Below are 21593 nucleotides of genomic sequence, written 5' to 3'. Positions count from 1 at the left end.
TTTAACACACTCCACACTTCTGATCGACCCAGTTCACACAGGGGTGAACACTTGCAGGCCGATCAGCTCATACTCGGTCCTTCGCAATTATCCACAACCGACAGTGCAGGGATGGCTGCTCGCCGTTGGCGCAACCCCATTTCGAGATACCAAGTGGTGGTGTTGGGATAACCCATCAACGTCAATTGTTTCACTGTTGACAAGTCCCATGCCCTTACATTACGAGATCACTATAGCACTTCATTACCCAATTTGCCGTGCGCGTCGCCTACATTGCCTATTACGCTTTTGCTCTTTGTTTCAGCGTCTTTCTCATTCTCTATGTTTTGCGGGGCATCGGTTGGCTGACAATGCTGCCGGGGGGAATTTTCTTGAGCCTCGCCATTATCAGTTGGTTTACGGCGCTTTGGTCAGTTCTCACCTTTTTGAAACAGCGTTACTAATACCAATTCTAATGTGAAGATAGCGCTAATAGAGGCTGAGTAATGAACGACCAACCCGTCAGAGACTGAACAACCGTTGCCGTTATCTATGACAATACATCCTGTAGCTTCTGCCGCAACGCCTCCAGTGTCTCAAGGGGCTGCCACGCCAGGATCGTTCGCAACTGCTGCCACAACCGCTCAATAGGATTCACCTCAGGGGTGTAGGGCGGCTGGAATACCGGAATGACATTGGGAGGCCAATTCAGGCTGTTGTCACGCTGCGCTGCCGCTTGATCCCTCTGCACTACGAGCACTGCCTCTAGATAGGGAGCTGCAAATGCCTCCATAAACTCCCGAAAAGCACGGCTATTCAGCTGCTCATAGACCTGAAAAAAGTGTTCTCCCGTCAGAGGCTCAACAACCCCGTAGAGCTAGAACATCTCTCTTCGCCATTGATAGAGACCTTGGGGCTTGCGTCAGGGCAACTTGAGTCCCCTTGGCGATAGGCGTTGAGCCAGCGGGTGATGGTGGATTGTTGCGATGGAGCAACTGGGCGATTTGTGAGCGGCGGTGAAATCATTGAAATTGGTGAGGTCAAGGGAAGTGTAGTACAAAAAACGCTCTCTATGACCCGCCTTTGCGCCTTCAACAATCAAGTACCGAAATAGTCTTGGATGCTTGCTAGGCTGAGTCTAGGTAACCTCTGGAGGAGCAGAACGTGAGTCTTCTCGGCAATATCATTTGGCTAGTTTTTGGCGGCTTCCTCACGGGCATTGGCTATATGCTAGGCGGTGTAACGCTGTGCCTGACAATCATTGGCATCCCCTTTGGGATTAAAGCGATTCAACTGGGCTGGAGTGCTCTATTGCCTTTTGGTAAGCAAATCGTGGAAGCACCCAATGCCAACAGCCCCCTAACAATGATTTTTAATATTCTGTGGCTTCTAGTCATGGGTTGGGGCATTGCCCTCAATCACCTATTTTGGGGGCTGCTCTTGGCGGTAACAATTGTTGGCTTGCCTTTTGCGCAGCAGCACTTTAAGCTGATGATCTTGGGATTACTACCCTTTGGCCGCGAGTTGAGGTAATTGCCAGAGACGGGGGCTAAGATGCCCCCTAGGTACTTGACTCTACAAGTCTTACTTGAGGATGCCAAAGTAGTAGGCGGCAACCAAGAAGTTAATGGCCAACAGCAGCACAGCCCAGAAGGTACGGAAAGCGTAGGTGGGTTTTGCAGATTTTGTTGCCATAGTTGACATCCTCTTGATGGGAAACGGCAACCTTATTATACGCCGATAGCCTCCTGTATGCCGAGGGCAACGTGATATACTTCCTGCAAATCAAATCTGGCTGCGAGCTAGACGGCCTAGGGTCTGGAAAATCAAAAATAATCCAAAGACCAAGGTGGGTACAAAGGTTGCTAGAGTATATTTTTAAGGCTGCTGATTCGTTATAAGGGTTTTGTTTATGTCCAGTGCATTGTCTGTTACCGATGCCACCTTTGAACAGGAAGTATTAAAAAGTGATATTCCCGTACTAGTGGATTTTTGGGCACCGTGGTGTGGACCCTGCCGCATGGTGGCGCCCGTTGTGGATGAAATTGCCAATGAGTATCAAGGCAGGGTGAAAGTTGTGAAAGTCAATACGGATGAGAATTCCAAGGTGGCAACCGACTTTGGCATTCGCAGCATTCCAACGCTCATGATTTTTAAGGATGGCCAAAAGGTAGATATTCTGGTGGGTGCAGTGCCTAAGACGAAAATTCAGGCTACTCTTGAACAGTTTCTTTAAGTTCACGATGAGCCTGCGGCCATGAGTTCTGTGGAGTCAGAAATTGTTGTCCATATCAACGGCACTCCTCACACCTTGAGGCACTCGCTCTCAATTCCAGAACTCTGTAACCTGCTCAACATTCACCCCCGCCTTGTTGCCATTGAATACAATGGTGAAATTTTGCATCGGCAGTTTTGGGAAACCACCTATGTGCAGGCAGGCGATCGCCTTGAAATTGTCACGATTGTCGGTGGCGGCTGATGCGCGGGTGGCGATGGCCTCTGATTGCGCTGCTGGTTTGTCTGTGCACCCTCAGCCTCGGAAGCTGTGCAGGTCTGATTACGCCGCGGGGCAACCAGTTAGTGACCGCTGTCACCTCAGACCCTAAAACCTTTAACTACGCCCTAAGCCAAGAATCCCCCAATGTCTTTGGCTACCTCTACACCGGCTTAATTCAAGAAAATGGTCTTACGGGTGAATTGGAGCCTGCCCTTGCGGAGTCTTGGGAAATTAAGCCCGAAACCCTCGAAATTGTCTTTCAACTCAAGCCGAATCTGAAATGGTCGGATGGGGTGCCCCTCACCAGTGAGGATGTGGTGTTCACCTACAACGAGATCTATTTCAATCCTGAGATTCCCACGAGTAGTCGCGATATTCTGCGCATTGGCCAGAAGGGGCTGCTGCCTGAAGTGACTGCCCAAGGCGATCGCCAAGTCACGTTTAAGCTCCCTGAACCCTTTGCCCCGTTTTTACGCAATACCGGCTTGCCGATTTTGCCTGCGCATCTGCTGCGGGACGCGGTACGGGAACGGGATAGCCAAGGGCGCCTGAAGTTTCTCTCGATGTGGGGCACTGACACCGACCCCCGCGAAATTGTTGGCAATGGCCCTTTTGTCATGGAGCGCTATGTGAATAGCCAGCGGTTGATTTTTCGGCGCAACCCCTTCTACTGGCGATCGCCCCTACCCCATTTGGAACGTTTTATTTGGCAAATTGTGGAATCCACCGACACTGCCATGCTGCAATTTCGCTCCGGCGGTTTGGACTTATTTGCCGTCACGCCGGAGATGTTCTCCCTTCTCAAGCGGGAAGAAAAGCGCGGCCAGTTTCGCATCTACAACAGCGGCCCTAGTCCCAACACCCTGTTCCTTTGCTTTAATCTCAATCGCGGTCGCCGCAATGGTAAACCCCTTGTGGATCCCGTCAAGTCTGAGTGGTTTAACGATGTACGCTTTCGGCAAGCTGTGGCCTATGGGATCGATCGCCAGCGGATGATTAACAATATCTACCAAGGCCTAGGGGCACCCCAACACTCCACCATTCCCGTCCAAAGCCCCTTTTACTTCTCCCCGGAGCAGGGACTCCCCACCTATCGTTACGATGTGGCCAAAGCCAAGGCATTACTGCAGGAGGCCGGTTTTCGCTACGACAATCAAGGTCGCCTCTTTGACGCCAAGGGGAATCGTGTCCGCTTCTCACTGATTACGAATGCAGGCAACAAAATCCGCGAGGCGATTGCCACGCAAATTCAGCAGGACTTGGGGGCGATCGGCATGCAGGTAGATCTGCAATTTTTGGCCTTTGGTACCCTCGTGGATCGCCTGTCCAATTCCCTAGAGTGGGAAGCCCATATCCTTGGCTTTACGGGCGGGGGCAATGAACCCAATAGCGGTGCCAATATCTGGCGGGTAGATGGCCTTTTGCATACATTCAATCAGCAACCCGCCCCCAATCAACCGCCAATTACGGGTCGAGTTGTTGCTGACTGGGAGCAGCGCATTAGTGATCTCTATGTCCAAGGGGCACAGGAGTTGGACTTAGAACGCCGCAAGCAAATCTACGCCGAAGCGCAGCGACTGGCTCAGGAGTATCTCCCCTTTATCTACCTTGTGAATCCCCTCTCCCTTACGGCTTTTCGCAATCATGTGGTTGGGGCAAATCCCACAGCGTTGGGGGGCGCCCTGTGGAACCTCGATGAACTCAAAGTGGAGATGGCCGCAGCGGATTAGGCTTCCTCTGGGGGAGGTTGGCTAGGATAACTCTGGTTATTTTCTGAGGCTAACTGGGCTTTGGCCTGTTGCCAGAGGGCTTCCAGTTCTTCTAGGGTGTAGGTCTCAAGGGGGCGATCGATGGCCGCCTCAATGCACTCTAGGCGTTGGATAAAGCGTTGGTAGGTTTGTTGCAGGGCATTGATGGGGTCAAGTTGGCACCAGCGGGCGAGGTTAATCACACTAAAAAGCAAATCCCCAAGTTCAGCAGTTTGTTGGGCGGCATTCCCTTGCAGAAGTGCCTCCTGAAATTCTGCCAGCTCTTCATAAAATTTTTGCCATGCGCCGCTAATGGTTGGCCAATCTAGGCCAGCACGACTGGCACGCTCACCAATTTTCATCCCCGCCATCAGGGGGGGCAGGGTACGGGCATAGCGTCGCAGCTTTTGACTGAGGGGGACGGCTTCCTCACTGCCCTTTTCAGAGGCCTTGATTTGCTCCCATTGGTCGCGCACCTCTTGCGCAGTGGTGAGTGCCACTTCACCAAAAACATGGGGATGGCGACGGATCAGTTTATCGGTAATTCGTTGAATGACTTGGGCAAGGGTAAATTGGTCAGCTTCTTGAGCGAGTTGGCTCTGGAGCACCACTTGCAGCAACAGGTCTCCCAATTCTTCGGCGATCGCTCCAGTGTCTCCCTCCTGAAGAGCATGGACGACTTCATAGGCCTCCTCAAGGACGTAGGGAATGAGGGTGGTGGGTGTTTGCTGCAAATCCCAAGGGCAGCCCCGTTCAGGATGGCGCAGTTCGCGTACCACGTCAATCAGGCGTTGAAATTGAATCAGTGCCTCTGGTAGAGGGGGTGGCACATAGAGTTGTAGCGGGCAGGTGGCCTCCGTTAGCTCTGCCAATTCACCAAGGGTGAGGGGTGTACTTTGGTGTTGGGCGTCAATGAGTGTCAAGGGTGTCTCTAAAGGCCAGTGGTGGCGAAGGTGGTGTGCCAAGCGGTGGGCGATCGCCAGCGTCGGAATCTCCGTAATCAGGCCACCTTGAGGCAATTCTGTTGCCTCTGCCAAGACAGTTGCTGCCGACAAAACAGTTAGGGGCATGGCCATAGGAGCAATCACTGGACGCTGCATTACCGTTGTTTGCTTATCATCGCCAATTTCCTGATGTTCTTGCTAGAGGTCTCCCCAATTTTGGCCGTCAGGTAGCTGCCTTTGGGATCAAATGAAAGGAGATAAACTAAGTGTAACGAAACATTTCTTTGGGTTAATCATGGCAGACTTTCTGTTGCGAGCAACGGCTGCGGCTGAAGGCATCCGTGCAGTAGGGGTGATTACCACTCAACTCACCGATGAGGCCCGCAAACGCCACCAACTCTCCTACGTTGCCACGGCTGCGTTGGGACGAACGATGGCCGCTGGCCTAATTCTGGCCTCTAGTTTCAAACAGCCCCAAGCGCGGGTGAATGTGCGCATTCAAGGCAATGGCCCCCTAGGAACGGTTTTTGCCGATGCGGGTGCCGATGGCACGGTTCGCGGCTATGTGCAGTATCCCCACGTTGAACTGCCCCCTAATGCCAAGGGCAAACTAGATGTAGGTGCAGCGGTGGGGCATCAGGGGTATCTCTACGTCATCCATGATCTTGGCTACGGCTATCCCTATTCCAGCACGGTGGAACTTGTCTCGGGGGAAATTGCTGAAGATGTCACCTACTACCTTGCCACCTCAGAGCAAACCCCCTCAGCCCTGATGTTGGGTGTTTTTGTTGAAGAAGCTGGGGTGACTGCCGCTGGTGGGTTGATGCTACAGGTGCTACCCAAAGCTGCCAATGATGAACAGCTCATCGCCACGCTTGAACAACGGGTGGCCAATCTCAAGGGCTTTACGCCCCTACTCCAAGCAGGGCGGACACTGCCGGATATTTTTCAGGAACTCCTAGGGGATATGGATCTGCAAATTTTGCCCCAGCGGCAAATGGTGCGCTTCCACTGTGGCTGTTCCCATGAACGGATGCTAGCGGCACTCAAACTCCTCGGCGAGGCAGAATTAAGGGATATCCTAGCCACAGAGGCGAAGGCAGAAGCCACCTGTCAGTTCTGTAATGCTGTCTATTGGGCGGATCAGCCAATGTTGGAGCAGTTGATTGCGGAGTTGGCCACTGCCTCAGTCTAAGCTCTTGTTTCTGAGGAGTTTACGTCATGTCCAGTGTGGTTGCGACTGCCCAACCCCCGTTGCATTTTCTCCCCCAGCGGTTTAGCTACCCAGTGTGGTGGACTGTGGCGCGACTCTTGCCCTTCTATATCCGCTATGGCCTTGGTCTCAATCGGGTGGAAGGGGTGAATGTTGAGACCCTTGCCCGTTATTACCAGCAGTTTCAACAGGGTCAGGTGCGGCTCCTTATCGCCTTTCGCCATCCCTGTACGGATGATCCTTTGGTAATGGGCTATTTGATGTGGCATCTGTTGCCGCAGACAGCACGACGGCTGGGGATTCGGCTGCGCCCGCCCACGAATGGCTATTTTCTTTACGATCGCGGGATTCCCCTCTGGGCAGGAGAGCAAATCGGCTGGCTCTTTTCACGGTTGGGGGGCATTTCCATCATGCGCGGTAAGCTCGACAGCCAAGCCCTGCGATCGGCACGGGAGTTACTCCTCAAGGGACAATTTCCCCTAGCGGCAGCTCCGGAGGGGGCAACGAATGAACACAATGAACTAGTGGCACCTTTAGAACCGGGCGTGGCGCAACTGGGGTTTTGGTGTTTAGAAGATTTGGCCAAAGCAGGGCGATCGCTCCCCGTGATCATTCTGGCGATTGGCATTCAGTACAGCCTCAGTCAGCCCTCTTGGGAACGCATGGCAATGCTGATGACCCAACTGGAGAACCGCCTTGGATGCCCCACCAATTCCCACAGTAGCGAACCGCAGGTTCTCTACCACCGTCTTCTAAATTTAGGGATGCACCTTTTGGATCGCCTCGAGACCTTTTATGCCACCTCCTACCGCCAAGATTTTCCCGAACTGCCCCCCTTTGACTCCCCCAATGCGGAATTGGCAGCACGGATTCAGCGACTCCTCAACAGTGCCTTAGTGGTGGCGGAGTCCTATTTTGGTCTTAAGCCCACTGAGGATTTTGTGAGTCGCTGTCGGCGGATTGAGCAAGCCGCTTGGGAACGGATGTTTCGCGGAGATTTGGCACAACTGTCTGCCGTAGAGCGCTGTTTAGCCGATTGGTTGGCGGAGGAAGCCAATGTGCGATTACGCCATATGCGTCTTGCGGAGCGCTTTACCTCAATTACGGGTTCCTATGTGCGTGAGAAACTCACAATTAATCGTTTTGCCGATATTCTGCTCATCCTCTGGCGCACCTTCGATTGGCTAGAGGGGAAAAGCCCGAATGTAAATCGCTTGGTGGGGTTGCGGCAGGTGCGGGTCAGTGTCGGAGAACCCTTGAATCTAGAGAGTTATTGGCCGCTGTATCGGTGCGATCGCCAAGGGGCACGCCAAGCCGTCAAGGAAGTCACCGACCAGATTCGTCAACAATTTGAAGCCCTGATTGTGCCCACAGATTCTTAGAGGGATTCAAGTTTGAGGTCTAAGCCAAACACAGGAGCGATCGCCCCTCCTGAAGCTGCTGAAGTGCCCTAAATAAATCATTGGTTAGTTGCTGGGCAACACTTTTGGGGCGGTTGACATCGTAATTCCGTGTACTCAAGGGGGCAGCAATGAGCACCTTGACCTCGCTGCCCCACGGTGGGTAGGGCTGAGCATAATCGAGTAGAATCGGCACAATATGGATCGCTTCTTCACAACGCTGCGCAGCCTGAAGGGCTAAACGAGCCAAGCCCGGCTTTAGCAGAATCTAGCATTAGGCGTGAAGAGTGAACCGGCTGTCACACATAAAAACTAGCCTAGGGCGATCGCCCCAATCTGCCTAGGGATGTCAAACCAGTTTGCAAATTAGCAAATTAAGCTTCAGTTAATTATTAGCAATACTGAGAATCCAAGTGCCCACATAGCGCATCAAGGGAATATCCCCAGGGGAGCCAATGCGTGCATTGAAGTAGAACATGCCGCCATGGTTGGGGTTGCGTACATTGTTGAGAATGATTTGAACAGGTTCCCCCGCGGGAATCACTTCTGCTGGCACGATGTCAATGACGCGATTATCCCGATCCACCGTTACCTCGGCTAGGTTAATTTTTCTGCCTAGCTCGCGCCGAAATTGGAAAAAGCTATTCCCCCGACTGCCCCCCACTCTGACCTCAATTCCCTTGGGATCAATAACGCCGTTGTAGTAGTCAGGGTAGGTGATGTTAATGCGGTTAATGGCTACTTTTTGCTGACCAAGGCGTAGCCAGTAGCGATCGCCCATAAAGCCAGGCGTGCCGTAGTCTAAGTGATATGAAAGCTGCCGTCGTCCACTGGAGCTTTCTCCCCACGTAAAGGTAAAGCCCTGGTTAGCTTGGGCACGCACAAGGGCAGGAGACACCAGACCAAGACTACACCCCAACAGAATCAGAACCGGTAGGAAACGCTTTACCATAGATAACTCTATTACGACACACCACAGATACCTGACTTTTAGACGGGGAGGATTCGCTTAACGTTCCCCTACAGATCAGTCTGCTTAGTATCCTAACGGCAAAGACTCACAATTGCGAAGAAAAATTAAAATTTATTGAGAGATTTTCCCTTAGTTGCTGCTTTGCTGCACCAATTGAGCAAAGAAGCCGCCACGACTAGTGACACTGGAGGGAGCATCCTTGTCGGCCATTTGCACCGCCACAATTTCTGAGGTGAGCACAGTCAGCTTTTTGCCCACTTGGCGATCGCACGTCAGTTCGAGGACAGTCGGAGTACCACTGGCCATGGCCTGCTGAATTTGCTGATAGAGGGCTGTCGCTGCTGCACTTTCTTTGCGTTCAATGCTGACGGGCATGGAGACATGACGCAGAATTAAATCAATCGTGTACATTGCGTTCTTTAATCACTTAGGCTAGGTTTGTATATTCACTGTAAAACGTTGTGGCTAGAAAATTAGCGGTGGCTCAACGTACTTGTCCACTGCTGGTGCAGCGATCGCAATAGGGGCACATCCACATAGGTTGTCCAGCCCACCTCACCGCGAATCACTTGGAAGGGGTAATCTGGTTCCCCTAGGCAATCCAAGACAAGCGCTGCATCCCGAAAATCATGATCCTTAGTGTAGTCGGTGATCGTGATAATGGTTGCTAGACCACTCGCAGTGGCTGCCTGAATCCCATTGGCAGAATCCTCGAAGGCAAGGCACTCTTGGGGTGAGAGGCGCATTCTTTCAAGGGTGTAGAAGTAAATGTCAGGCGCAGGTTTCTTGGCTGGCACCACATCCCCGGCAGCAATGATCTCAAACCAACTCACACCATCGGCTGCAAGGGCATTTTCTAGAAGTGCGGTGACATTAGCCGGGGTGGTCGTGGTGGCGATCGCCAAACGTAATCCTGCTTCACGGGCTTCAGTGAGCAGCCGTTTCACCCCCGGTCGCAGGGGAATCGCTCCTTCCGCCAATAGCGCCGTATAGTAGCGGGTCTTGGCCTGATGCAGATCGGCAATCAAAGCATCCAAATTTTGGGGACGTGGCCAATCGGGGCGAAAGCGATCAAGGTAATACTTCATCCGCTCTTTGCCTCCAGCCACCGCCAGCAGCTGACCATAGAGGGGAATATCCCACTCCCAATCCAGACCTGCCGCAGCAAAGGCTTTATTGAAGGCGACACGATGGCCATCCCGCTCCGTATCCGCCAAGGTGCCATCCACATCAAAAATCAGGGCTTTGAGGTGAGCCATAGAGATTTGTACCGAATCCCCGCAGGGGAAAAATTAATGGAATGACTGTAATTTTACCAGTCGTGCTCGCACTGCTTGATCATTGGTGACTGGTTCACGAAAATGCCAAGTTTCCTCAGGACCAAGGCCATAGACCTGTACCGAAACAGCGCCGACCCGCTGCCCGGCCTTGTCAAAGAGTTCAAAGTCGGCCTGAATCATGCGAAAGTAGTCTTTACTGTAGTTTTTCAGAACACCCACAATAAACGGTACGCCGCCCTCGAGATGCCACTTGAAGTCCGCCATGGTGACGCCCTGTTGTGCAAGGCTACCGCCAATCAATTGCTGCATCCGTTGCTGTTGCTGCCACTGACCGAGATGATAGCTAAAGATTACTAGTAAACTCACAACCCCAGCGGCGATCGCCACCACCCAAGGAGCCGAGGAAGCATACACAGGAGCAGCTAGGGCTGGATTGGGGGGGCGCAGATCAATGACCTCTTCCCAATCGGGTTTAGGGGAACCTTGAATGCGGCCAATAATTTTGATGCGGGCAATATCATCAAGGTGAAACTGTCCCAAGCGAGACTTGAGGAGATCCACCAAGGCAGAATAATGGGCAACGGTGCCGGGGGGTTTGTTCAAAACAATGTTTAATTGGTTGCGAAACTGGTTTACTTGCACAACAACGGCGTGTTCTGAAAGCACATCCTGAAGTGTTTCGCGAATTTGCTCAACTTGTAGTAGCCCCATGCCCGTAACCCCTACCTTGTGGCAACAGAATGACTACTGGGAAACCTTTGCCTACCAATGATAAACCTGCCGTTCTATGTGCCAGTGTACACAAAGTCCCAGTGATACAAATCTGTGGATTCACGGTACCTTACGGTTCTAGTCAGATTTGACAGCGATCGCAATGGCCACAACGCCAGGTGGCTGCTTTAGGAGCAAACCCAAAAGCCTCAAGGAGAAACTGCCAGCGGCAGCCGCGGTGATAGAGAAACTCTTGCATCAACTGTTCTTGAGTGTCTTTGGGTGGCGGTGGTACTTGTACCAAGGGTTGACGGCAATAGTGGAAGGGGTCTTGCCAGCGCAGGGCACCCTGTTGATGCAGGAGTGCCAACGTTAATTCCACCTCAGGCCACTGTTGCCGCAGTTCCTGAAGATTGCCATTGAGGGGCAGAGACGCCTGAAGTGCCATGGCGCGATTGTAAGTCTCTTGACTGTGGCGCTGAAAAAACTGCCAACGCTGTTGATCTTCGCGATCTAAACCCCAGCGATCGCTGACCAGGGCCAGCGCTTGTGCCGGCTGACCATCGCGTCCAGCGCGTCCCACCTCTTGGAGGTATTCACTGAGTTCCAAGGGCGGCTGATAGTGGCAGATCCAACGCACATTAGGTTTATTGACCCCCATACCAAAAGCATTGGTACAAACCACAAAGGATAGCTTGTCCTGCAACCAATCGCACTCAATTTGGCGTCGCTGTGCTGCCGGTAGTCCACCATGGTAAGCGGTGGTGCGGTGCCCCTGCTGCTGAAGCCAAGTGGCCAAGGTTTCACAGTCGCGGCGGGTGCGGGCATAGATCAAGCCTGAGGTTCTCCCCTGCTGCTTGAGAAATTGCTGGAGACAATGGCGGCGATAGCCCCGACTCCACACCGAGCGTACGGCTAAATAGAGATTGGCACGATAGGGGCTGTGAATGATCTGCACAGGCTGCTCTAGGCCTAAAACCTCAATGAGGGTGCGCTGGGCATTGGGATTGGCAGTGGCGGTAAAGGCGGCGATCGCCAAGGGTGGGTGGTGGGGTTTCAATTGCCGCAGGGTAGGTCGTACCGTTCCCAAGCGACGATAAACCGGTCGAAAGCGATCGCCCCACTGCACGAGGCAATGGGCTTCATCCACAATCAAGGCATTGAGGTGTACCTGTGGTGAACAGAGGCGCTGCCAAAGGGGGGTGGAAAATAAGGACTCCGGCGCAAGATACAGCAGGCGGTAGTGGGTTAAGTGCGAGAGAATCTGGCGGCGTTGGCTGCTGGGCAGTTCACTATGATAGGCTGCGGCGGCAAGACCCCGTTGCTGCAATTCAGTGATCTGATTTTCCATGAGGGCAAGCAGCGGCGAGATCACCAGTGTCAATCCGCCCTGAAGCACTGCTGGCAACTGAAAACAGAGACTTTTGCCCGCGCCAGTAGGAAGGACAATTAAAGCATCCCGTCGTTGCAAAAGTGCTGTTATCACCTCCGCTTGGGGCGATCGCAACTCAGAATAACCCCAGTAATGTTGGAGGGCAGCCTGTATTGACTCTAGAGCGGCGTCTGGCATTGCACCGACTGAAGCCTGTCAGGATTTGAATGTTGCAAAAAGCGGCACAGTCTTCTAAGGAGGATTAGAGGGAGCAATCTAGAATAATTCTAAGTAAGAAATTCTAGGATACCTAAGACCCCTTAGGCCTATCACTGTTGCCGAAGTGTAAAACGCTTATGGAGATGAACCTATGGGCATGAAACTTGTGCCTCTGGTATGCATAGCAATGTTGGCAGCGGTGGTCGCTCCGGCAACTGCCCAAAGCCGCCGCCAACCCGTTAACCCGCAACAATTTCCGGTGAATCAGCCCACCTTGCCCCAGGGCTTTGAACGCATTGATGGTAGTCAAGGGTACTGGCAGGATGAGTCGATCGCTGGCGATGCGGCTTTTACGTTCGGTGCCCCCACCTATCGTGATAATGACATCATTCACCGGGCGCGGTGGATCAACTATGTTTCTACGGATGCGTGGTATCAGCAAAGCAATCAACCCCCTGTCCGCACCCGCGATCTCGATAGCCCCTTCTGTACCTCGATGTACGGTACGCTCTTCCCCTGCAATTTAATGGTGGAGTCACCCCTGCCGCCCCCGCAGCAGCCCCTCTTTGCCCCCCCACCCCCCCCTGCGGTCATGCCCGCTCCTCCAGTACGTGCCTTGTATTAACAAGTTGTGGGATAAGGTTAGTGATGGGGGCACTGCCCCCTTTTTGGTTTTCAAGGGGCGATCGCCGAGGAGCAGAGTCTAGCATCTGTTGGACAGTTCTATTAAAATAGATTGCAGTGATTGAACAAGCATTAATAAATCTTTTCCTGTTCTTAAAAGTGTTCCCATTGAACCATGCGGTAACTTTTATTTTGCTAATTATTAGCGATCGCAGTGCTTATCTTTGATTTCTTTCTATTTTGTGGCCTTTGGAATGGCTACTTCTTTAATATCTTGAATGGTTATAAACTGTCCTCTATAGAATGTATAGAAATCACACGCGATTCAAACTACTATCCATTGTTGTCTCACTACAAACTCATCTATAGGTTCTCCCTAACTATGCTTCCCCATCAAGAACGGCTCTCAATTTTTATCGATGGGAATAATATGTTCTATGCCCAGCAGAAAAATGGCTGGTTTTTCGATCCCCGTCGTGTGCTCGAGTTCTTCACCCGTGATCCCAACATTGTATTAGTGAATGCCTTTTGGTACACCGGCATCAAAGACACCCAAGATCAGCGTTCCTTTCGTGATGCCCTGATTAACCTTGGCTATACCGTGCGCACAAAGCTGTTGAAAGAGTACTACGATGAAACCCTTGGCAAGTATTACCAAAAGGCCAATTTAGATATTGAAATTGTGATTGATATGTTCAATACGGTTGGTCAGTACGATCGCGTGGTTCTTTTCAGTGGCGATGGTGATTTTGAGCGGGCGATCGAACTCTTGCGCTCCAAGAATACCCACATTACGGTGGTTTCCACTGAAGGAATGATTGCCCGTGAACTGCGCAATGCCACCGATCGCTACATTGATCTCAATGAAATTCGCCCCTTTATTGAAAAAATTGACCTGCAAAATGCCAACTAAAAAGCGCACCCAGCGATTGCCAGATGCGCAAGCAAATGAGGTATTTTCTCAGACCTAGAACAGGCCGAGGGTCAGTGACTTATCCAAGGGAAAAGCAGCACCAATCCCCAGCCACAGCGTCACCAGTGTGCCAAAGAGAAATACGGTCATGGCCACAGGACGACGGAAGGGATTTTGGAACTTGTTGACACTCTCAATGAAAGGAATCAACATCAAGCCCAGGGGGATGGAAGCATTTATGAGGACGCCCAGCAACTTGTTGGGCACCACTCGGAAAATCTGGAAAGTGGGATAGAGGTACCACTCTGGCAAAATTTCCAAGGGGGTAGCAAAGGGATCCGCTGGTTCACCGACCATGGCAGGATCCATCACCGCTAGACCAACCACAAGGGCGATCGTACCCATAATCACCACAGGGAAGATATAGAGCAGGTCATTGGGCCAAGCGGGTTCGCCATAGTAGTTGTGGCCCATGCCTTTTTTCAGTTTTGCCCGCAGTGCCGGATTCGTCAAATCGGGCTTTTTCAAAACTTTTGCCATAAATCAATTGTTCTCCTAGAGGGTCAGCAAGGAAGAGATTACTTGGAGCATAACAAGTGGAACCGCCGCAGATGGCTGGCTCTGTTAGATTTCTTGATGCTTAGTTTACAGGGGACCGGAAATGCCCTGCTTACGAATCATCAGGAAGTGCATCAGCATAAAGACGGCGATCGACCAAGGCAGCACAAAGGTGTGCAAGCTATAGAAGCGAGTGAGGGTTGCTTGACCGACACTTTCGCCACCGCGCATGAGTTCCACCAATTGGTCACCCACCACGGGAATCGCCGCAGGGATACCAGAAACGATCTTGACCGCCCAATAGCCCACTTGATCCCAGGGCAGGGAGTAGCCCGTGACACCAAAGCTGACGGTAATCACCGCCAAGACCACACCCGTCACCCAAGTAAGTTCGCGGGGTTTCTTGAAGCCACCGGTGAGATAGACGCGAAAGACGTGCAGAATCATCATCAACACCATCATGCTGGCGGACCACTTGTGAATAGAGCGGATCAACCAGCCAAAGCTGACTTCATTCATGATGTACTGCACAGAGGCAAAGGCTTCAGCCACCGTAGGTTTGTAGTAAAACGTCATGGCAAAGCCGGTGGCAAATTGGATCAAGAAACAGGTGAGGGTAATGCCACCAAGACAGTAAAAAATGTTTACGTGCGGCGGCACGTACTTACTGGTAATGTCGTCAGCGATCGCCTGAATTTCGAGGCGTTCCTCAAACCAGTCGTAAACTTTGTTCATAACAGTGATTAGTCCTGCGAAACCGCTGCTTTACTTTGAAAAATGTAACACAAGCGCCCTCAGACTTTCTATCTTCAGTGACCGTCCTAGGGGGGGGTAAAACACCCTGCAACCCCAGCGGTTGACCTTCCCTTGGGTATTCCATCCCCGTAGAAAAGCGCTGCACAGCCGTTCTTAGGTTGATTGGTGCCACCCGCCATCCGATAATAAAGTCTCAACAGCTTCAGGATGCTGACTTGGGGCTGTCTCCTCTGCTACCTTACTGACAACGACCCCTCGGGAGGCTTTTAGATGAATCTGTTGAAGAAACTCTTTGGTGCGATTTTCGGCCTATTTGGGGCGATCGCGAAACTCTTTGGTTTGGGCAAAAAGGGCGAGTTTTACATTGAACTAGATGAAAGCACCGCTGCCCCTGCTACACCGAAAGCAACTGCTGAAGCGGCTGAACCCGCTTCGCCTTCTGAACCTGCTGCTGCTCCTCAAACCGCTCAACCCGTTGCGGCAGCACCGCCCCCTGCTGCTACAGCTCCCGCAGCACCCATGCCCGTCACCCCCAGCGTTCCCTACACCCGTTTTGCTCGTCGTCGTCCCGGCGCCAATATGGCCGCCTTCCTAGAGATGGCGCGGCAAGTTCGTCCCTCCACCTAGGAAAACTTATCCACAGAGCATTGGATGCAAGGGGGCTGTTGATGTTGGAATGCCCCTTTTTTTGTCCTAAGGTATCCTCTTTGGGCATTGCAAGATTGTCCTAGTTGCAGTAGCATTCTGGCAAATTGTGAGGGTGTACAGCGATGGTTCAACAGCCGTCAAGCGGATGGGCAGCCGCCAAGATTTTTGCAGGCTTACTTCTCCTGTTTACGATTGGTGCCTGTGAGGCAGACACCACTACCACCGCTCCAACCGGTGAAGGACTGCGCATTGGCTCATTATTGCCCTCAACCGGTGACTTGGCCTCCGTGGGAACCCCCATTGCGGAGGTGGTGCCTCTGCTGGTGGAAACGGTAAATGCCTGCGGTGGTGTCAACGGCAAACCTGTCACGCTCATTGCCGCCGATGATCAATCCAATCCTGCCTCTGGGGCAGAAGCGATGACAAAGTTGGTGGAGATTGACCGAGTTGCTGGAGTCGTTGGCTCCTTTGGTAGTAGCGTCTCCAATGCCGCCGCCGATATTGCCACGCGGGGTCAAGTGATGCTAATCTCCCCCGGCAGTACAAGCACACTCCTCACTGAACGCGCTAAGAAAGGCGACTTTAAGGGCTATTGGGCACGCACGGCTCCCCCTGACAATTACCAAGCCCAAGCCCTTGCCCAACTGGCCAAACAAGAGGGGTATCAACGGGTGGCGACCGTGGTGATTAACAATGACTATGGCCGCAGCTTTGAGCAGGAATTTACCCGCGCCTTCAAAGCCCTAGGGGGCACAGTGATCAATGAAGACCGCCCGACCCGCTATGATGAGCGGGCAACCACTTTCACGACAGAAGCGGCTGCTGCCTTTGGGGGCAAGCCCGATGCCGTGGTGGCGATTTTGTATCCCGAAACGGGGAGCCTCCTCCTAAAATCCGCTTTTGAACAAGGTCTTACCCAAAACGTGGCCATTCTCCTCACCGATGGTGTGAAGTCGGAAAGTTTCCCAGAGCAAGTGGGACGCACCCCCGATGGCAAATATATTATTGCGGGGGCAAAAGGAACGGTTCCCGGTGCCGATGGCAAGGCTCTGAGTCGCTTACAAGACCTGTGGCGCACCAAAAAAGGCGGTGATCTTCCTGCCTTTGGCGCTCAAGCTTGGGATGCCGCTGCTCTCCTTGTGTTGGCTGCCCAGGCCGCAGGACAAAATACGGGGGAAGGGATTCACAGCAAATTGCGCGATGTGGCCAATGCACCGGGCGAAGAAGTGGATGATGTGTGTACTGCCCTGGCACTCCTGCGAGAAGGCAAAGAAATCAACTACCAAGGTGCCAGTGGCAATGTGGATATTGATGAAAATGGGGATGTTGTTGGCGTTTATGACATTTGGCAGGTCACCGATGACGGTAAATTAAAGATCATTGGTCAAGTGAACCCCCAAAAATCTTAGGCATGGCAAGCACATTTTCCTTTGATATTGTGAGCGACTTTGACTGGCAAGAGCTGGTGAATGCGGTGGATCAAACGGAGCGGGAGATCAAAGCCCGTTATGACCTCAAAAACACCCAGACCACCCTTGAGTTAACCAAAGAGGGACTGACGATTCATACCGATAGTGAATTTACGCTCAATTCAGTGCAAACCATTTTGCAACAGAAGGCGGCGAAGCGGCAGTTGTCTCTGAAAATTTTTGACTATGGACCTGTGGAGGCAGCAGGCGGCCAGCGAGTCAAGCAGTTGATTAAATTGCGGCGCGGTATCAACTCAGAATTAGCCAAGGAAATTAGTAAGCTGATCCGCAACGAATTTAAGAAGGTGCAAGCCTCGATCCAAGGGGATGTGGTACGGGTCAGTGCTAAGTCCAAGGATGATCTGCAAGCCGTGATCCAACGCCTGAAAACGGAGGATTACCCAGTGCCATTACAATTTACAAATTACCGCTAGTGGTTGAAGGGTCATGTTGGGGTCTGTATCACTGGGAACGTTGGGGCTAATGGTCGGTTCACTGTTGACTGTGGTGGGAGTGGTGGCCTATGCCACGGGAAATGCCACCTTGAATCTAGCTGGCTTTTTCTACGGTGTGCCCCTACTCTTGGGCGGATTGGCACTCAAAGCGGCGGAACTCAAACCGGTGCCCTATCGTGAGACCCCAACCCCAGCGGCGATCGCTGGCCGTACCCAAGCCACCCCCACCCAAACGCAAATCCGTAAGGATGTCACCCGCTATCGGTATGGCCAAGAAGCACACCTAGATAGCACATTGGCCACTTTAGGCTTGAGTCCCTCGAAGGCCGAGCGTCCTGTCTTGGTGGCGATCGCCGAGACCTTAACAGACGGTGCCTATACACTAATTTTAGAATTTGACTCCCCAGCAGTTCCCCTTGAGGTGTGGCAAGCCAAACAAGCAAAGATGCAAACGTTCTTTGGTCCGAATATTCGTGTGGCTGTGACGGAGCAGGGAAATGAACGCGTGGCCGTGGCACTCATTCGCGAATAAGCACGAATAAAGCAGTGGTCAACCCTGTTCCAGTTAACTAAGATGATTGGTAAAGCGTTTTTCCTCGGAATTGAGGTGTTACGATAACATCGTTACTGCGGCATTCTAACCCAAGAGACAGACTCTTTGTGAGCAGTCTGCTCCCAGCAAGGCATTTTTGGAAACGGCAATTAGGGCTATGGGTAAAGTTATTGGCATCGACCTTGGAACCACCAATAGTTGTGTGGCAGTCTTAGAGGGAGGCAATCCTGTTGTGATCCCCAGTGCCGAGGGCGGACGCACTACCCCCAGTATTGTCGCCTTTGGCAAATCGGGCGAACGGTTGGTGGGTCAACTGGCAAAGCGGCAAGCCCTCACCAATGCTGAAAACACGATTTTTAGTATCAAGCGGTTTATTGGCCGCCGCTGGGAGGAAACTGCTGAAGAGCGTGCCCGTGTGCCCTATACCTGTGTGCCGGGTCGCGATGGCATGGTGGATGTGCAGATTCGCGATCGCACCTATACCCCCCAAGAAATTTCCGCCATGATCCTCCAGAAGCTCAAACAGGATGCGGAAGCCTATCTCGGGGAACCTGTCACCCAAGCTGTAATTACTGTCCCTGCCTACTTTAGTGATGCCCAGCGCCAAGCCACCAAAGATGCGGGGACGATCGCCGGCCTTGAGGTGCTGCGGATTATCAACGAGCCAACCGCCGCCTCCTTGGCCTACGGCATTGACAAGCAGGATCAAGATCAAACCATCTTGGTTTTTGACTTGGGGGGTGGCACCTTTGATGTTTCGATTCTCCAACTCGGCGATGGCGTCTTTGAGGTGCGCTCCACAGCGGGGAATAATCACCTAGGGGGCGATAATTTTGACGAATGTATTCTTGATTGGCTCTTGGCCTGTTTTAAGGAACAGGAGGGGATTGATCTCTCCAAGGACAAAATGGCACTGCAACGCCTCCGCGAAGCTGCCGAAAAAGCCAAGGTGGAGTTATCGGGCACCCTGAGCACCTCGATTAACCTGCCCTTTATTACGGCGGATGAAACGGGACCCAAGCACCTTGAAATGGAACTCACCCGCAGTAAGTTTGAGGAACTCTGCGCCCACTTGGTTCAGGCAACCCTCGAACCCATGCAGCAGGCGATCGCCGATGCCGGTCTCACGGTTCAGGACATTGACCGCGTGTTACTGGTGGGCGGTTCCACCCGTATTCCTGCTATTCAACAGTTGGTGAAGGAATTTTGTGGCAAAACGCCCGATCGCTCGGTCAATCCCGATGAAGCAGTCGCCATTGGTGCGGCCATTCAAGGCGGTATTCTCAGCAAGGAAACAACGGTTAAGGATCTGCTGCTTTTAGACGTTACGCCCCTTTCCTTGGGTCTGGAAACCCTTGGGGGTGTCTTTACGAAAATTATTGAACGCAACACCACCCTCCCCACCAGCAAAACCCAAACCTTTTCCACTGCCACCGATGGCCAAACCGTGGTTGAAATTGCTGTCTATCAAGGGGAGCGTCCCATGGCCAAGGACAATCAACAACTGGCCTGCTTTGAACTCACAGGCATTGCCCCTGCCCCCCGCGGAGTACCGCAAATTGATGTTACGTTTGATATTGATGCCAATGGCATTTTAAGTGTGTCTGCCGTTGATCGCGCCACTGGTCGCCAACAAAGTGTGCGCATTACCAATCGTGGCGGCCTCAGCAGTATGGAAATTGAGCGCATGCGCCAAGAAGCCATGATCTACGCCCAAGCAGACCAAATCAAGAAAGAGATTGCCGAATTGCGCAACCAAGCGGATGCCCTGCTCTACAGCTATGAATCAACAATCAAAAATCATGGCATTAGTTTGACTCCAGAACTGCGAGCGCAGATTGAGCCAGTGGTGCAGAGGATGCAGGCAGCGATGGTGGATGACAACATTACCCCCGATGAAATTCGCCAGCGGATGGAAGCCCTGCAGCAGGCCTTAGTGACCTTGGGAACTGTAGTGTATCAACAGACCGCAGGCGGTTCAATGATGACCTCAACCCCGACAATGGGGGGGGCTACCATGAGTTCCCAAGCCACTCAAGTTTTGGATAGTGATGCCACAATCATCAGCGATAATGAAGAAACAGTTGTTTCAGATTATGAAGCGGTTGATTAATTCAGGTAACGGTGACTATGGCTCGTGATTTCTATGAGATCTTGGGTGTTTCCCGCTCTGCGGATGCTGAAGAGATAAAACGAGCCTACCGGCGCTTGGCTCGCAAGTATCACCCTGACGTGAACAAAGAACCGGGCGCTGAAGAAAAATTCAAGGAAATCAACCGTGCCTATGAGGTGCTCTCGGATCCCCAAGCACGAGCCAACTACGATCGCTTTGGTGAAGCCGGGGTCAGTGGTGTTGGAGCGACTGGCTTTAGTGATTTTGGCATTGGCGACATGGGTGGCTTCGCCGATATTTTTGAGACCTTCTTTGGCGGCTTTGCCACGAGTAGTCGGCGACAGCAAGGACCCACCCGCGGGGAAGATTTGCGCTATGACCTGAAACTGGAATTTCGCGAAGCTGTCTTTGGCGGCGAGAAGGAAATTCGCATCAACCATTTAGAAACCTGTAAAGCCTGTCAAGGAACTGGGGCAAAACCCGGTACCCGACCAGTTACCTGTAGTACCTGTGGTGGCATTGGTCAAGTGCGGAGATCGGCACGAACCCCCTTCGGCAGTTTTACGCAACTAACCACCTGTCCTACCTGTGGTGGCTCTGGTGTGGTGATTGAAGATCGCTGTGAGTCCTGCGGTGGCCAAGGCCATATCCAAGTCAGCAAAAAGCTGAAAATTACGATTCCTGCTGGGGTGGACAATGGCACGCGGCTGCGGGTCTCAGGGGAAGGGGATGCCGGTCTGCGGGGAGGCCCGCCGGGAGATCTTTATGTGTATCTTTTTGTCGAACCTGATCCCGAATTTCAGCGCGAAGGCAACAACATTCTGTCGCGGATTAAAATTAGCTACCTGCAAGCAATTCTGGGCTGTCGGATTCCCGTGAGCACGGTGGATGGAGAAGCAGAACTCAAGATTCCCGCAGGCACCCAACCCGGTACGGTGTTAGTTCTAGAAGGCCGCGGTGTACCCCGGGTAGGCAATCCTGTGGCGCGAGGTGATCACCTCATTACCGTTAATGTGGAAATTCCCACCCACATCACCCATGAGGAGCGAGAACTGCTGGAGAAATTGGCAAAAATTCGCGGCGAGCGCATGGGCAAGGGTGGTTTAGAGGGCTTCCTCGGCAGCTTATTTGGTGGTTAGGGCGCATTGCCTAAAATAGAAAAAACGTC

Annotated in this window: 27 protein-coding genes and 1 pseudogene; 16 read left to right on the top strand and 12 right to left on the bottom strand. The window is 52.4% G+C overall.

Going from position 1 to position 21593, the window contains the following annotated elements:
- Nucleotides 1-62: 62 nt before the first annotated feature.
- The gene (locus tag ACK4HN_RS00350) at nucleotides 63-203 is read right to left on the bottom strand and encodes a hypothetical protein (RefSeq protein WP_409852533.1); all 141 of its coding nucleotides are present in this window, start codon (nucleotides 201-203) and stop codon (nucleotides 63-65) included.
- A 54-nt stretch (nucleotides 204-257) separates the two neighbouring features.
- Between ACK4HN_RS00350 and ACK4HN_RS00345 the strand changes: the two genes are divergently transcribed.
- Complete coding sequence (locus ACK4HN_RS00345; protein WP_409869317.1) at nucleotides 258-443, top strand: hypothetical protein; 186 nt, start codon at nucleotides 258-260, stop codon at nucleotides 441-443.
- 86 nt (nucleotides 444-529) lie between these two features.
- On the opposite strand, the pseudogene ACK4HN_RS00340 reads toward ACK4HN_RS00345, so the two are convergent.
- Nucleotides 530-841, bottom strand: a pseudogene (locus ACK4HN_RS00340) (transposase); the annotation flags it as partial.
- A gap of 108 nt (nucleotides 842-949) precedes the next feature.
- Here ACK4HN_RS00340 and ACK4HN_RS00335 point away from each other — a divergent pair.
- Together ACK4HN_RS00335 and ACK4HN_RS00330 are read left to right on the top strand one after the other, a co-directional pair.
- Nucleotides 950-1093 (top strand): mechanosensitive ion channel domain-containing protein, encoded by a 144-nt coding sequence (locus ACK4HN_RS00335; RefSeq protein WP_409869330.1) that lies wholly within the window; start codon nucleotides 950-952, stop codon nucleotides 1091-1093.
- Nucleotides 1094-1143: 50 nt separating this feature from the next.
- On the top strand, nucleotides 1144-1512 hold the full coding sequence (locus tag ACK4HN_RS00330; RefSeq protein WP_409869318.1) for a YccF domain-containing protein: 369 nt from the start codon (nucleotides 1144-1146) through the stop codon (nucleotides 1510-1512).
- Nucleotides 1513-1563: 51 nt separating this feature from the next.
- Here ACK4HN_RS00330 and psaX read toward each other — a convergent pair whose 3' ends face one another.
- On the bottom strand, nucleotides 1564-1674 hold the full coding sequence (psaX, locus tag ACK4HN_RS00325) for a photosystem I protein PsaX (protein ID WP_081711791.1): 111 nt from the start codon (nucleotides 1672-1674) through the stop codon (nucleotides 1564-1566).
- Between the two features lie 217 nt (nucleotides 1675-1891).
- Between psaX and trxA the strand changes: the two genes are divergently transcribed.
- Genes trxA through ACK4HN_RS00310 form a run of 3 tightly spaced genes read left to right on the top strand, consistent with a single transcriptional unit; the run spans nucleotide 1892 to nucleotide 4206 of the window.
- The gene (trxA, locus tag ACK4HN_RS00320; protein WP_409852802.1) at nucleotides 1892-2215 is read left to right on the top strand and encodes a thioredoxin; all 324 of its coding nucleotides are present in this window, start codon (nucleotides 1892-1894) and stop codon (nucleotides 2213-2215) included.
- Between the two features lie 21 nt (nucleotides 2216-2236).
- Nucleotides 2237-2458 (top strand): sulfur carrier protein ThiS, encoded by a 222-nt coding sequence (thiS, locus tag ACK4HN_RS00315; RefSeq protein WP_409869319.1) that lies wholly within the window; start codon nucleotides 2237-2239, stop codon nucleotides 2456-2458.
- Nucleotides 2458-4206, top strand: coding sequence for an ABC transporter substrate-binding protein (locus tag ACK4HN_RS00310; protein WP_409869320.1), 1749 nt, complete (start codon nucleotides 2458-2460; stop codon nucleotides 4204-4206). Before thiS ends, ACK4HN_RS00310 begins: the two co-directional genes overlap by 1 nt.
- Here the strand turns inward: ACK4HN_RS00310 and mazG are convergent.
- Nucleotides 4203-5324, bottom strand: coding sequence for a nucleoside triphosphate pyrophosphohydrolase (mazG, locus tag ACK4HN_RS00305; protein ID WP_409869321.1), 1122 nt, complete (start codon nucleotides 5322-5324; stop codon nucleotides 4203-4205). The two genes, ACK4HN_RS00310 and mazG, sit on opposite strands and share 4 nt — an antisense overlap.
- A gap of 139 nt (nucleotides 5325-5463) precedes the next feature.
- On the opposite strand from mazG, the gene hslO reads away from it, so the two are divergent.
- Both hslO and ACK4HN_RS00295 read left to right on the top strand, forming a co-directional pair.
- Nucleotides 5464-6363, top strand: a complete 900-nt coding sequence (hslO, locus tag ACK4HN_RS00300; RefSeq protein ID WP_409869322.1) for an Hsp33 family molecular chaperone HslO — start codon at nucleotides 5464-5466, stop codon at nucleotides 6361-6363.
- 26 nt (nucleotides 6364-6389) lie between these two features.
- Nucleotides 6390-7763, top strand: a complete 1374-nt coding sequence (locus ACK4HN_RS00295; RefSeq protein ID WP_409869323.1) for a 1-acyl-sn-glycerol-3-phosphate acyltransferase — start codon at nucleotides 6390-6392, stop codon at nucleotides 7761-7763.
- A 19-nt stretch (nucleotides 7764-7782) separates the two neighbouring features.
- Here the strand turns inward: ACK4HN_RS00295 and ACK4HN_RS00290 are convergent, their stop codons facing one another.
- The 6 genes from ACK4HN_RS00290 to ACK4HN_RS00265 form a co-directional block, all read right to left on the bottom strand.
- Nucleotides 7783-8031, bottom strand: coding sequence for a hypothetical protein (locus ACK4HN_RS00290; protein WP_409869324.1), 249 nt, complete (start codon nucleotides 8029-8031; stop codon nucleotides 7783-7785).
- A gap of 135 nt (nucleotides 8032-8166) precedes the next feature.
- Nucleotides 8167-8733: a DUF2808 domain-containing protein gene (locus ACK4HN_RS00285; RefSeq protein WP_409852785.1), complete on the bottom strand. Its 567-nt coding sequence runs from the start codon at nucleotides 8731-8733 to the stop codon at nucleotides 8167-8169.
- Nucleotides 8734-8883: 150 nt separating this feature from the next.
- Nucleotides 8884-9165 (bottom strand): hypothetical protein, encoded by a 282-nt coding sequence (locus ACK4HN_RS00280; protein WP_409869325.1) that lies wholly within the window; start codon nucleotides 9163-9165, stop codon nucleotides 8884-8886.
- 62 nt (nucleotides 9166-9227) lie between these two features.
- Nucleotides 9228-10013, bottom strand: a complete 786-nt coding sequence (locus ACK4HN_RS00275) for an HAD family hydrolase (protein ID WP_409852779.1) — start codon at nucleotides 10011-10013, stop codon at nucleotides 9228-9230.
- A gap of 33 nt (nucleotides 10014-10046) precedes the next feature.
- Nucleotides 10047-10745, bottom strand: coding sequence for an FxLYD domain-containing protein (locus tag ACK4HN_RS00270; RefSeq protein WP_409877068.1), 699 nt, complete (start codon nucleotides 10743-10745; stop codon nucleotides 10047-10049).
- Nucleotides 10746-10887: 142 nt separating this feature from the next.
- Nucleotides 10888-12315 carry a RecQ family ATP-dependent DNA helicase gene (locus tag ACK4HN_RS00265; protein ID WP_409869328.1) on the bottom strand — a complete coding sequence of 476 codons (1428 nt, stop codon included), beginning with the start codon at nucleotides 12313-12315 and terminating at the stop codon, nucleotides 10888-10890.
- Nucleotides 12316-12493: 178 nt separating this feature from the next.
- Between ACK4HN_RS00265 and ACK4HN_RS00260 the strand changes: the two genes are divergently transcribed.
- On the top strand, nucleotides 12494-12961 hold the full coding sequence (locus ACK4HN_RS00260) for a hypothetical protein (RefSeq protein WP_409869329.1): 468 nt from the start codon (nucleotides 12494-12496) through the stop codon (nucleotides 12959-12961).
- A gap of 381 nt (nucleotides 12962-13342) precedes the next feature.
- Nucleotides 13343-13873: an NYN domain-containing protein gene (locus ACK4HN_RS00255; protein WP_298612717.1), complete on the top strand. Its 531-nt coding sequence runs from the start codon at nucleotides 13343-13345 to the stop codon at nucleotides 13871-13873.
- Between the two features lie 54 nt (nucleotides 13874-13927).
- Here the strand turns inward: ACK4HN_RS00255 and petD are convergent, their stop codons facing one another.
- Nucleotides 13928-14413, bottom strand: coding sequence for a cytochrome b6-f complex subunit IV (petD, locus tag ACK4HN_RS00250; protein ID WP_409852577.1), 486 nt, complete (start codon nucleotides 14411-14413; stop codon nucleotides 13928-13930).
- 105 nt (nucleotides 14414-14518) lie between these two features.
- Nucleotides 14519-15166, bottom strand: a complete 648-nt coding sequence (gene petB, locus ACK4HN_RS00245; RefSeq protein WP_409852579.1) for a cytochrome b6 — start codon at nucleotides 15164-15166, stop codon at nucleotides 14519-14521.
- 291 nt (nucleotides 15167-15457) lie between these two features.
- On the opposite strand from petB, the gene ACK4HN_RS00240 reads away from it, so the two are divergent.
- The 6 genes from ACK4HN_RS00240 (at nucleotide 15458) to dnaJ (ending at nucleotide 21564) form a co-directional block, all read left to right on the top strand.
- Nucleotides 15458-15814: a hypothetical protein gene (locus ACK4HN_RS00240; RefSeq protein WP_409870400.1), complete on the top strand. Its 357-nt coding sequence runs from the start codon at nucleotides 15458-15460 to the stop codon at nucleotides 15812-15814.
- A 143-nt stretch (nucleotides 15815-15957) separates the two neighbouring features.
- Nucleotides 15958-17244, top strand: a complete 1287-nt coding sequence (locus ACK4HN_RS00235) for an ABC transporter substrate-binding protein (RefSeq protein WP_409877067.1) — start codon at nucleotides 15958-15960, stop codon at nucleotides 17242-17244.
- Nucleotides 17245-17246: 2 nt separating this feature from the next.
- The gene (locus ACK4HN_RS00230; protein WP_409870396.1) at nucleotides 17247-17738 is read left to right on the top strand and encodes a YajQ family cyclic di-GMP-binding protein; all 492 of its coding nucleotides are present in this window, start codon (nucleotides 17247-17249) and stop codon (nucleotides 17736-17738) included.
- Nucleotides 17739-17751: 13 nt separating this feature from the next.
- Complete coding sequence (locus tag ACK4HN_RS00225) at nucleotides 17752-18291, top strand: DUF2854 domain-containing protein (RefSeq protein ID WP_409877065.1); 540 nt, start codon at nucleotides 17752-17754, stop codon at nucleotides 18289-18291.
- Between the two features lie 178 nt (nucleotides 18292-18469).
- Nucleotides 18470-20425, top strand: coding sequence for a molecular chaperone DnaK (gene dnaK / locus ACK4HN_RS00220; protein ID WP_409877064.1), 1956 nt, complete (start codon nucleotides 18470-18472; stop codon nucleotides 20423-20425).
- 17 nt (nucleotides 20426-20442) lie between these two features.
- Nucleotides 20443-21564, top strand: a complete 1122-nt coding sequence (gene dnaJ / locus ACK4HN_RS00215; RefSeq protein ID WP_409870356.1) for a molecular chaperone DnaJ — start codon at nucleotides 20443-20445, stop codon at nucleotides 21562-21564.
- The last annotated feature ends 29 nt before the right edge of the window (nucleotides 21565-21593 follow it).

The organism is Thermosynechococcus sp., assembly GCF_046299655.1.
GTDB lineage: Bacteria > Cyanobacteriota > Cyanobacteriia > Thermosynechococcales > Thermosynechococcaceae > Thermosynechococcus.
The sequence above is the reverse complement of the archived record's forward strand: the minus strand, read 5'-3'. Positions and strand labels throughout refer to the sequence as shown.

Coding starts and splice junctions, on each gene's coding strand:
- ACK4HN_RS00335 (WP_409869330.1), top strand. CDS start 950: ATGGTGGATTGTTGCGATGGAGCAACTGGGCGATTTGTGAGCGGCGGT.
- psaX (WP_081711791.1), bottom strand. CDS start 1,674: ATGGCAACAAAATCTGCAAAACCCACCTACGCTTTCCGTACCTTCTGG.
- trxA (WP_409852802.1), top strand. CDS start 1,892: ATGTCCAGTGCATTGTCTGTTACCGATGCCACCTTTGAACAGGAAGTA.
- thiS (WP_409869319.1), top strand. CDS start 2,237: ATGAGTTCTGTGGAGTCAGAAATTGTTGTCCATATCAACGGCACTCCT.
- ACK4HN_RS00310 (WP_409869320.1), top strand. CDS start 2,458: ATGCGCGGGTGGCGATGGCCTCTGATTGCGCTGCTGGTTTGTCTGTGC.
- mazG (WP_409869321.1), bottom strand. CDS start 5,324: ATGCAGCGTCCAGTGATTGCTCCTATGGCCATGCCCCTAACTGTTTTG.
- hslO (WP_409869322.1), top strand. CDS start 5,464: ATGGCAGACTTTCTGTTGCGAGCAACGGCTGCGGCTGAAGGCATCCGT.
- ACK4HN_RS00295 (WP_409869323.1), top strand. CDS start 6,390: ATGTCCAGTGTGGTTGCGACTGCCCAACCCCCGTTGCATTTTCTCCCC.
- ACK4HN_RS00285 (WP_409852785.1), bottom strand. CDS start 8,733: ATGGTAAAGCGTTTCCTACCGGTTCTGATTCTGTTGGGGTGTAGTCTT.
- ACK4HN_RS00280 (WP_409869325.1), bottom strand. CDS start 9,165: ATGTACACGATTGATTTAATTCTGCGTCATGTCTCCATGCCCGTCAGC.
- ACK4HN_RS00275 (WP_409852779.1), bottom strand. CDS start 10,013: ATGGCTCACCTCAAAGCCCTGATTTTTGATGTGGATGGCACCTTGGCG.
- ACK4HN_RS00270 (WP_409877068.1), bottom strand. CDS start 10,745: ATGGGGCTACTACAAGTTGAGCAAATTCGCGAAACACTTCAGGATGTG.
- ACK4HN_RS00265 (WP_409869328.1), bottom strand. CDS start 12,315: ATGCCAGACGCCGCTCTAGAGTCAATACAGGCTGCCCTCCAACATTAC.
- ACK4HN_RS00260 (WP_409869329.1), top strand. CDS start 12,494: ATGAAACTTGTGCCTCTGGTATGCATAGCAATGTTGGCAGCGGTGGTC.
- ACK4HN_RS00255 (WP_298612717.1), top strand. CDS start 13,343: ATGCTTCCCCATCAAGAACGGCTCTCAATTTTTATCGATGGGAATAAT.
- petD (WP_409852577.1), bottom strand. CDS start 14,413: ATGGCAAAAGTTTTGAAAAAGCCCGATTTGACGAATCCGGCACTGCGG.
- petB (WP_409852579.1), bottom strand. CDS start 15,166: ATGAACAAAGTTTACGACTGGTTTGAGGAACGCCTCGAAATTCAGGCG.
- ACK4HN_RS00240 (WP_409870400.1), top strand. CDS start 15,458: ATGAATCTGTTGAAGAAACTCTTTGGTGCGATTTTCGGCCTATTTGGG.
- ACK4HN_RS00235 (WP_409877067.1), top strand. CDS start 15,958: ATGGTTCAACAGCCGTCAAGCGGATGGGCAGCCGCCAAGATTTTTGCA.
- ACK4HN_RS00230 (WP_409870396.1), top strand. CDS start 17,247: ATGGCAAGCACATTTTCCTTTGATATTGTGAGCGACTTTGACTGGCAA.
- ACK4HN_RS00225 (WP_409877065.1), top strand. CDS start 17,752: ATGTTGGGGTCTGTATCACTGGGAACGTTGGGGCTAATGGTCGGTTCA.
- dnaK (WP_409877064.1), top strand. CDS start 18,470: ATGGGTAAAGTTATTGGCATCGACCTTGGAACCACCAATAGTTGTGTG.
- dnaJ (WP_409870356.1), top strand. CDS start 20,443: ATGGCTCGTGATTTCTATGAGATCTTGGGTGTTTCCCGCTCTGCGGAT.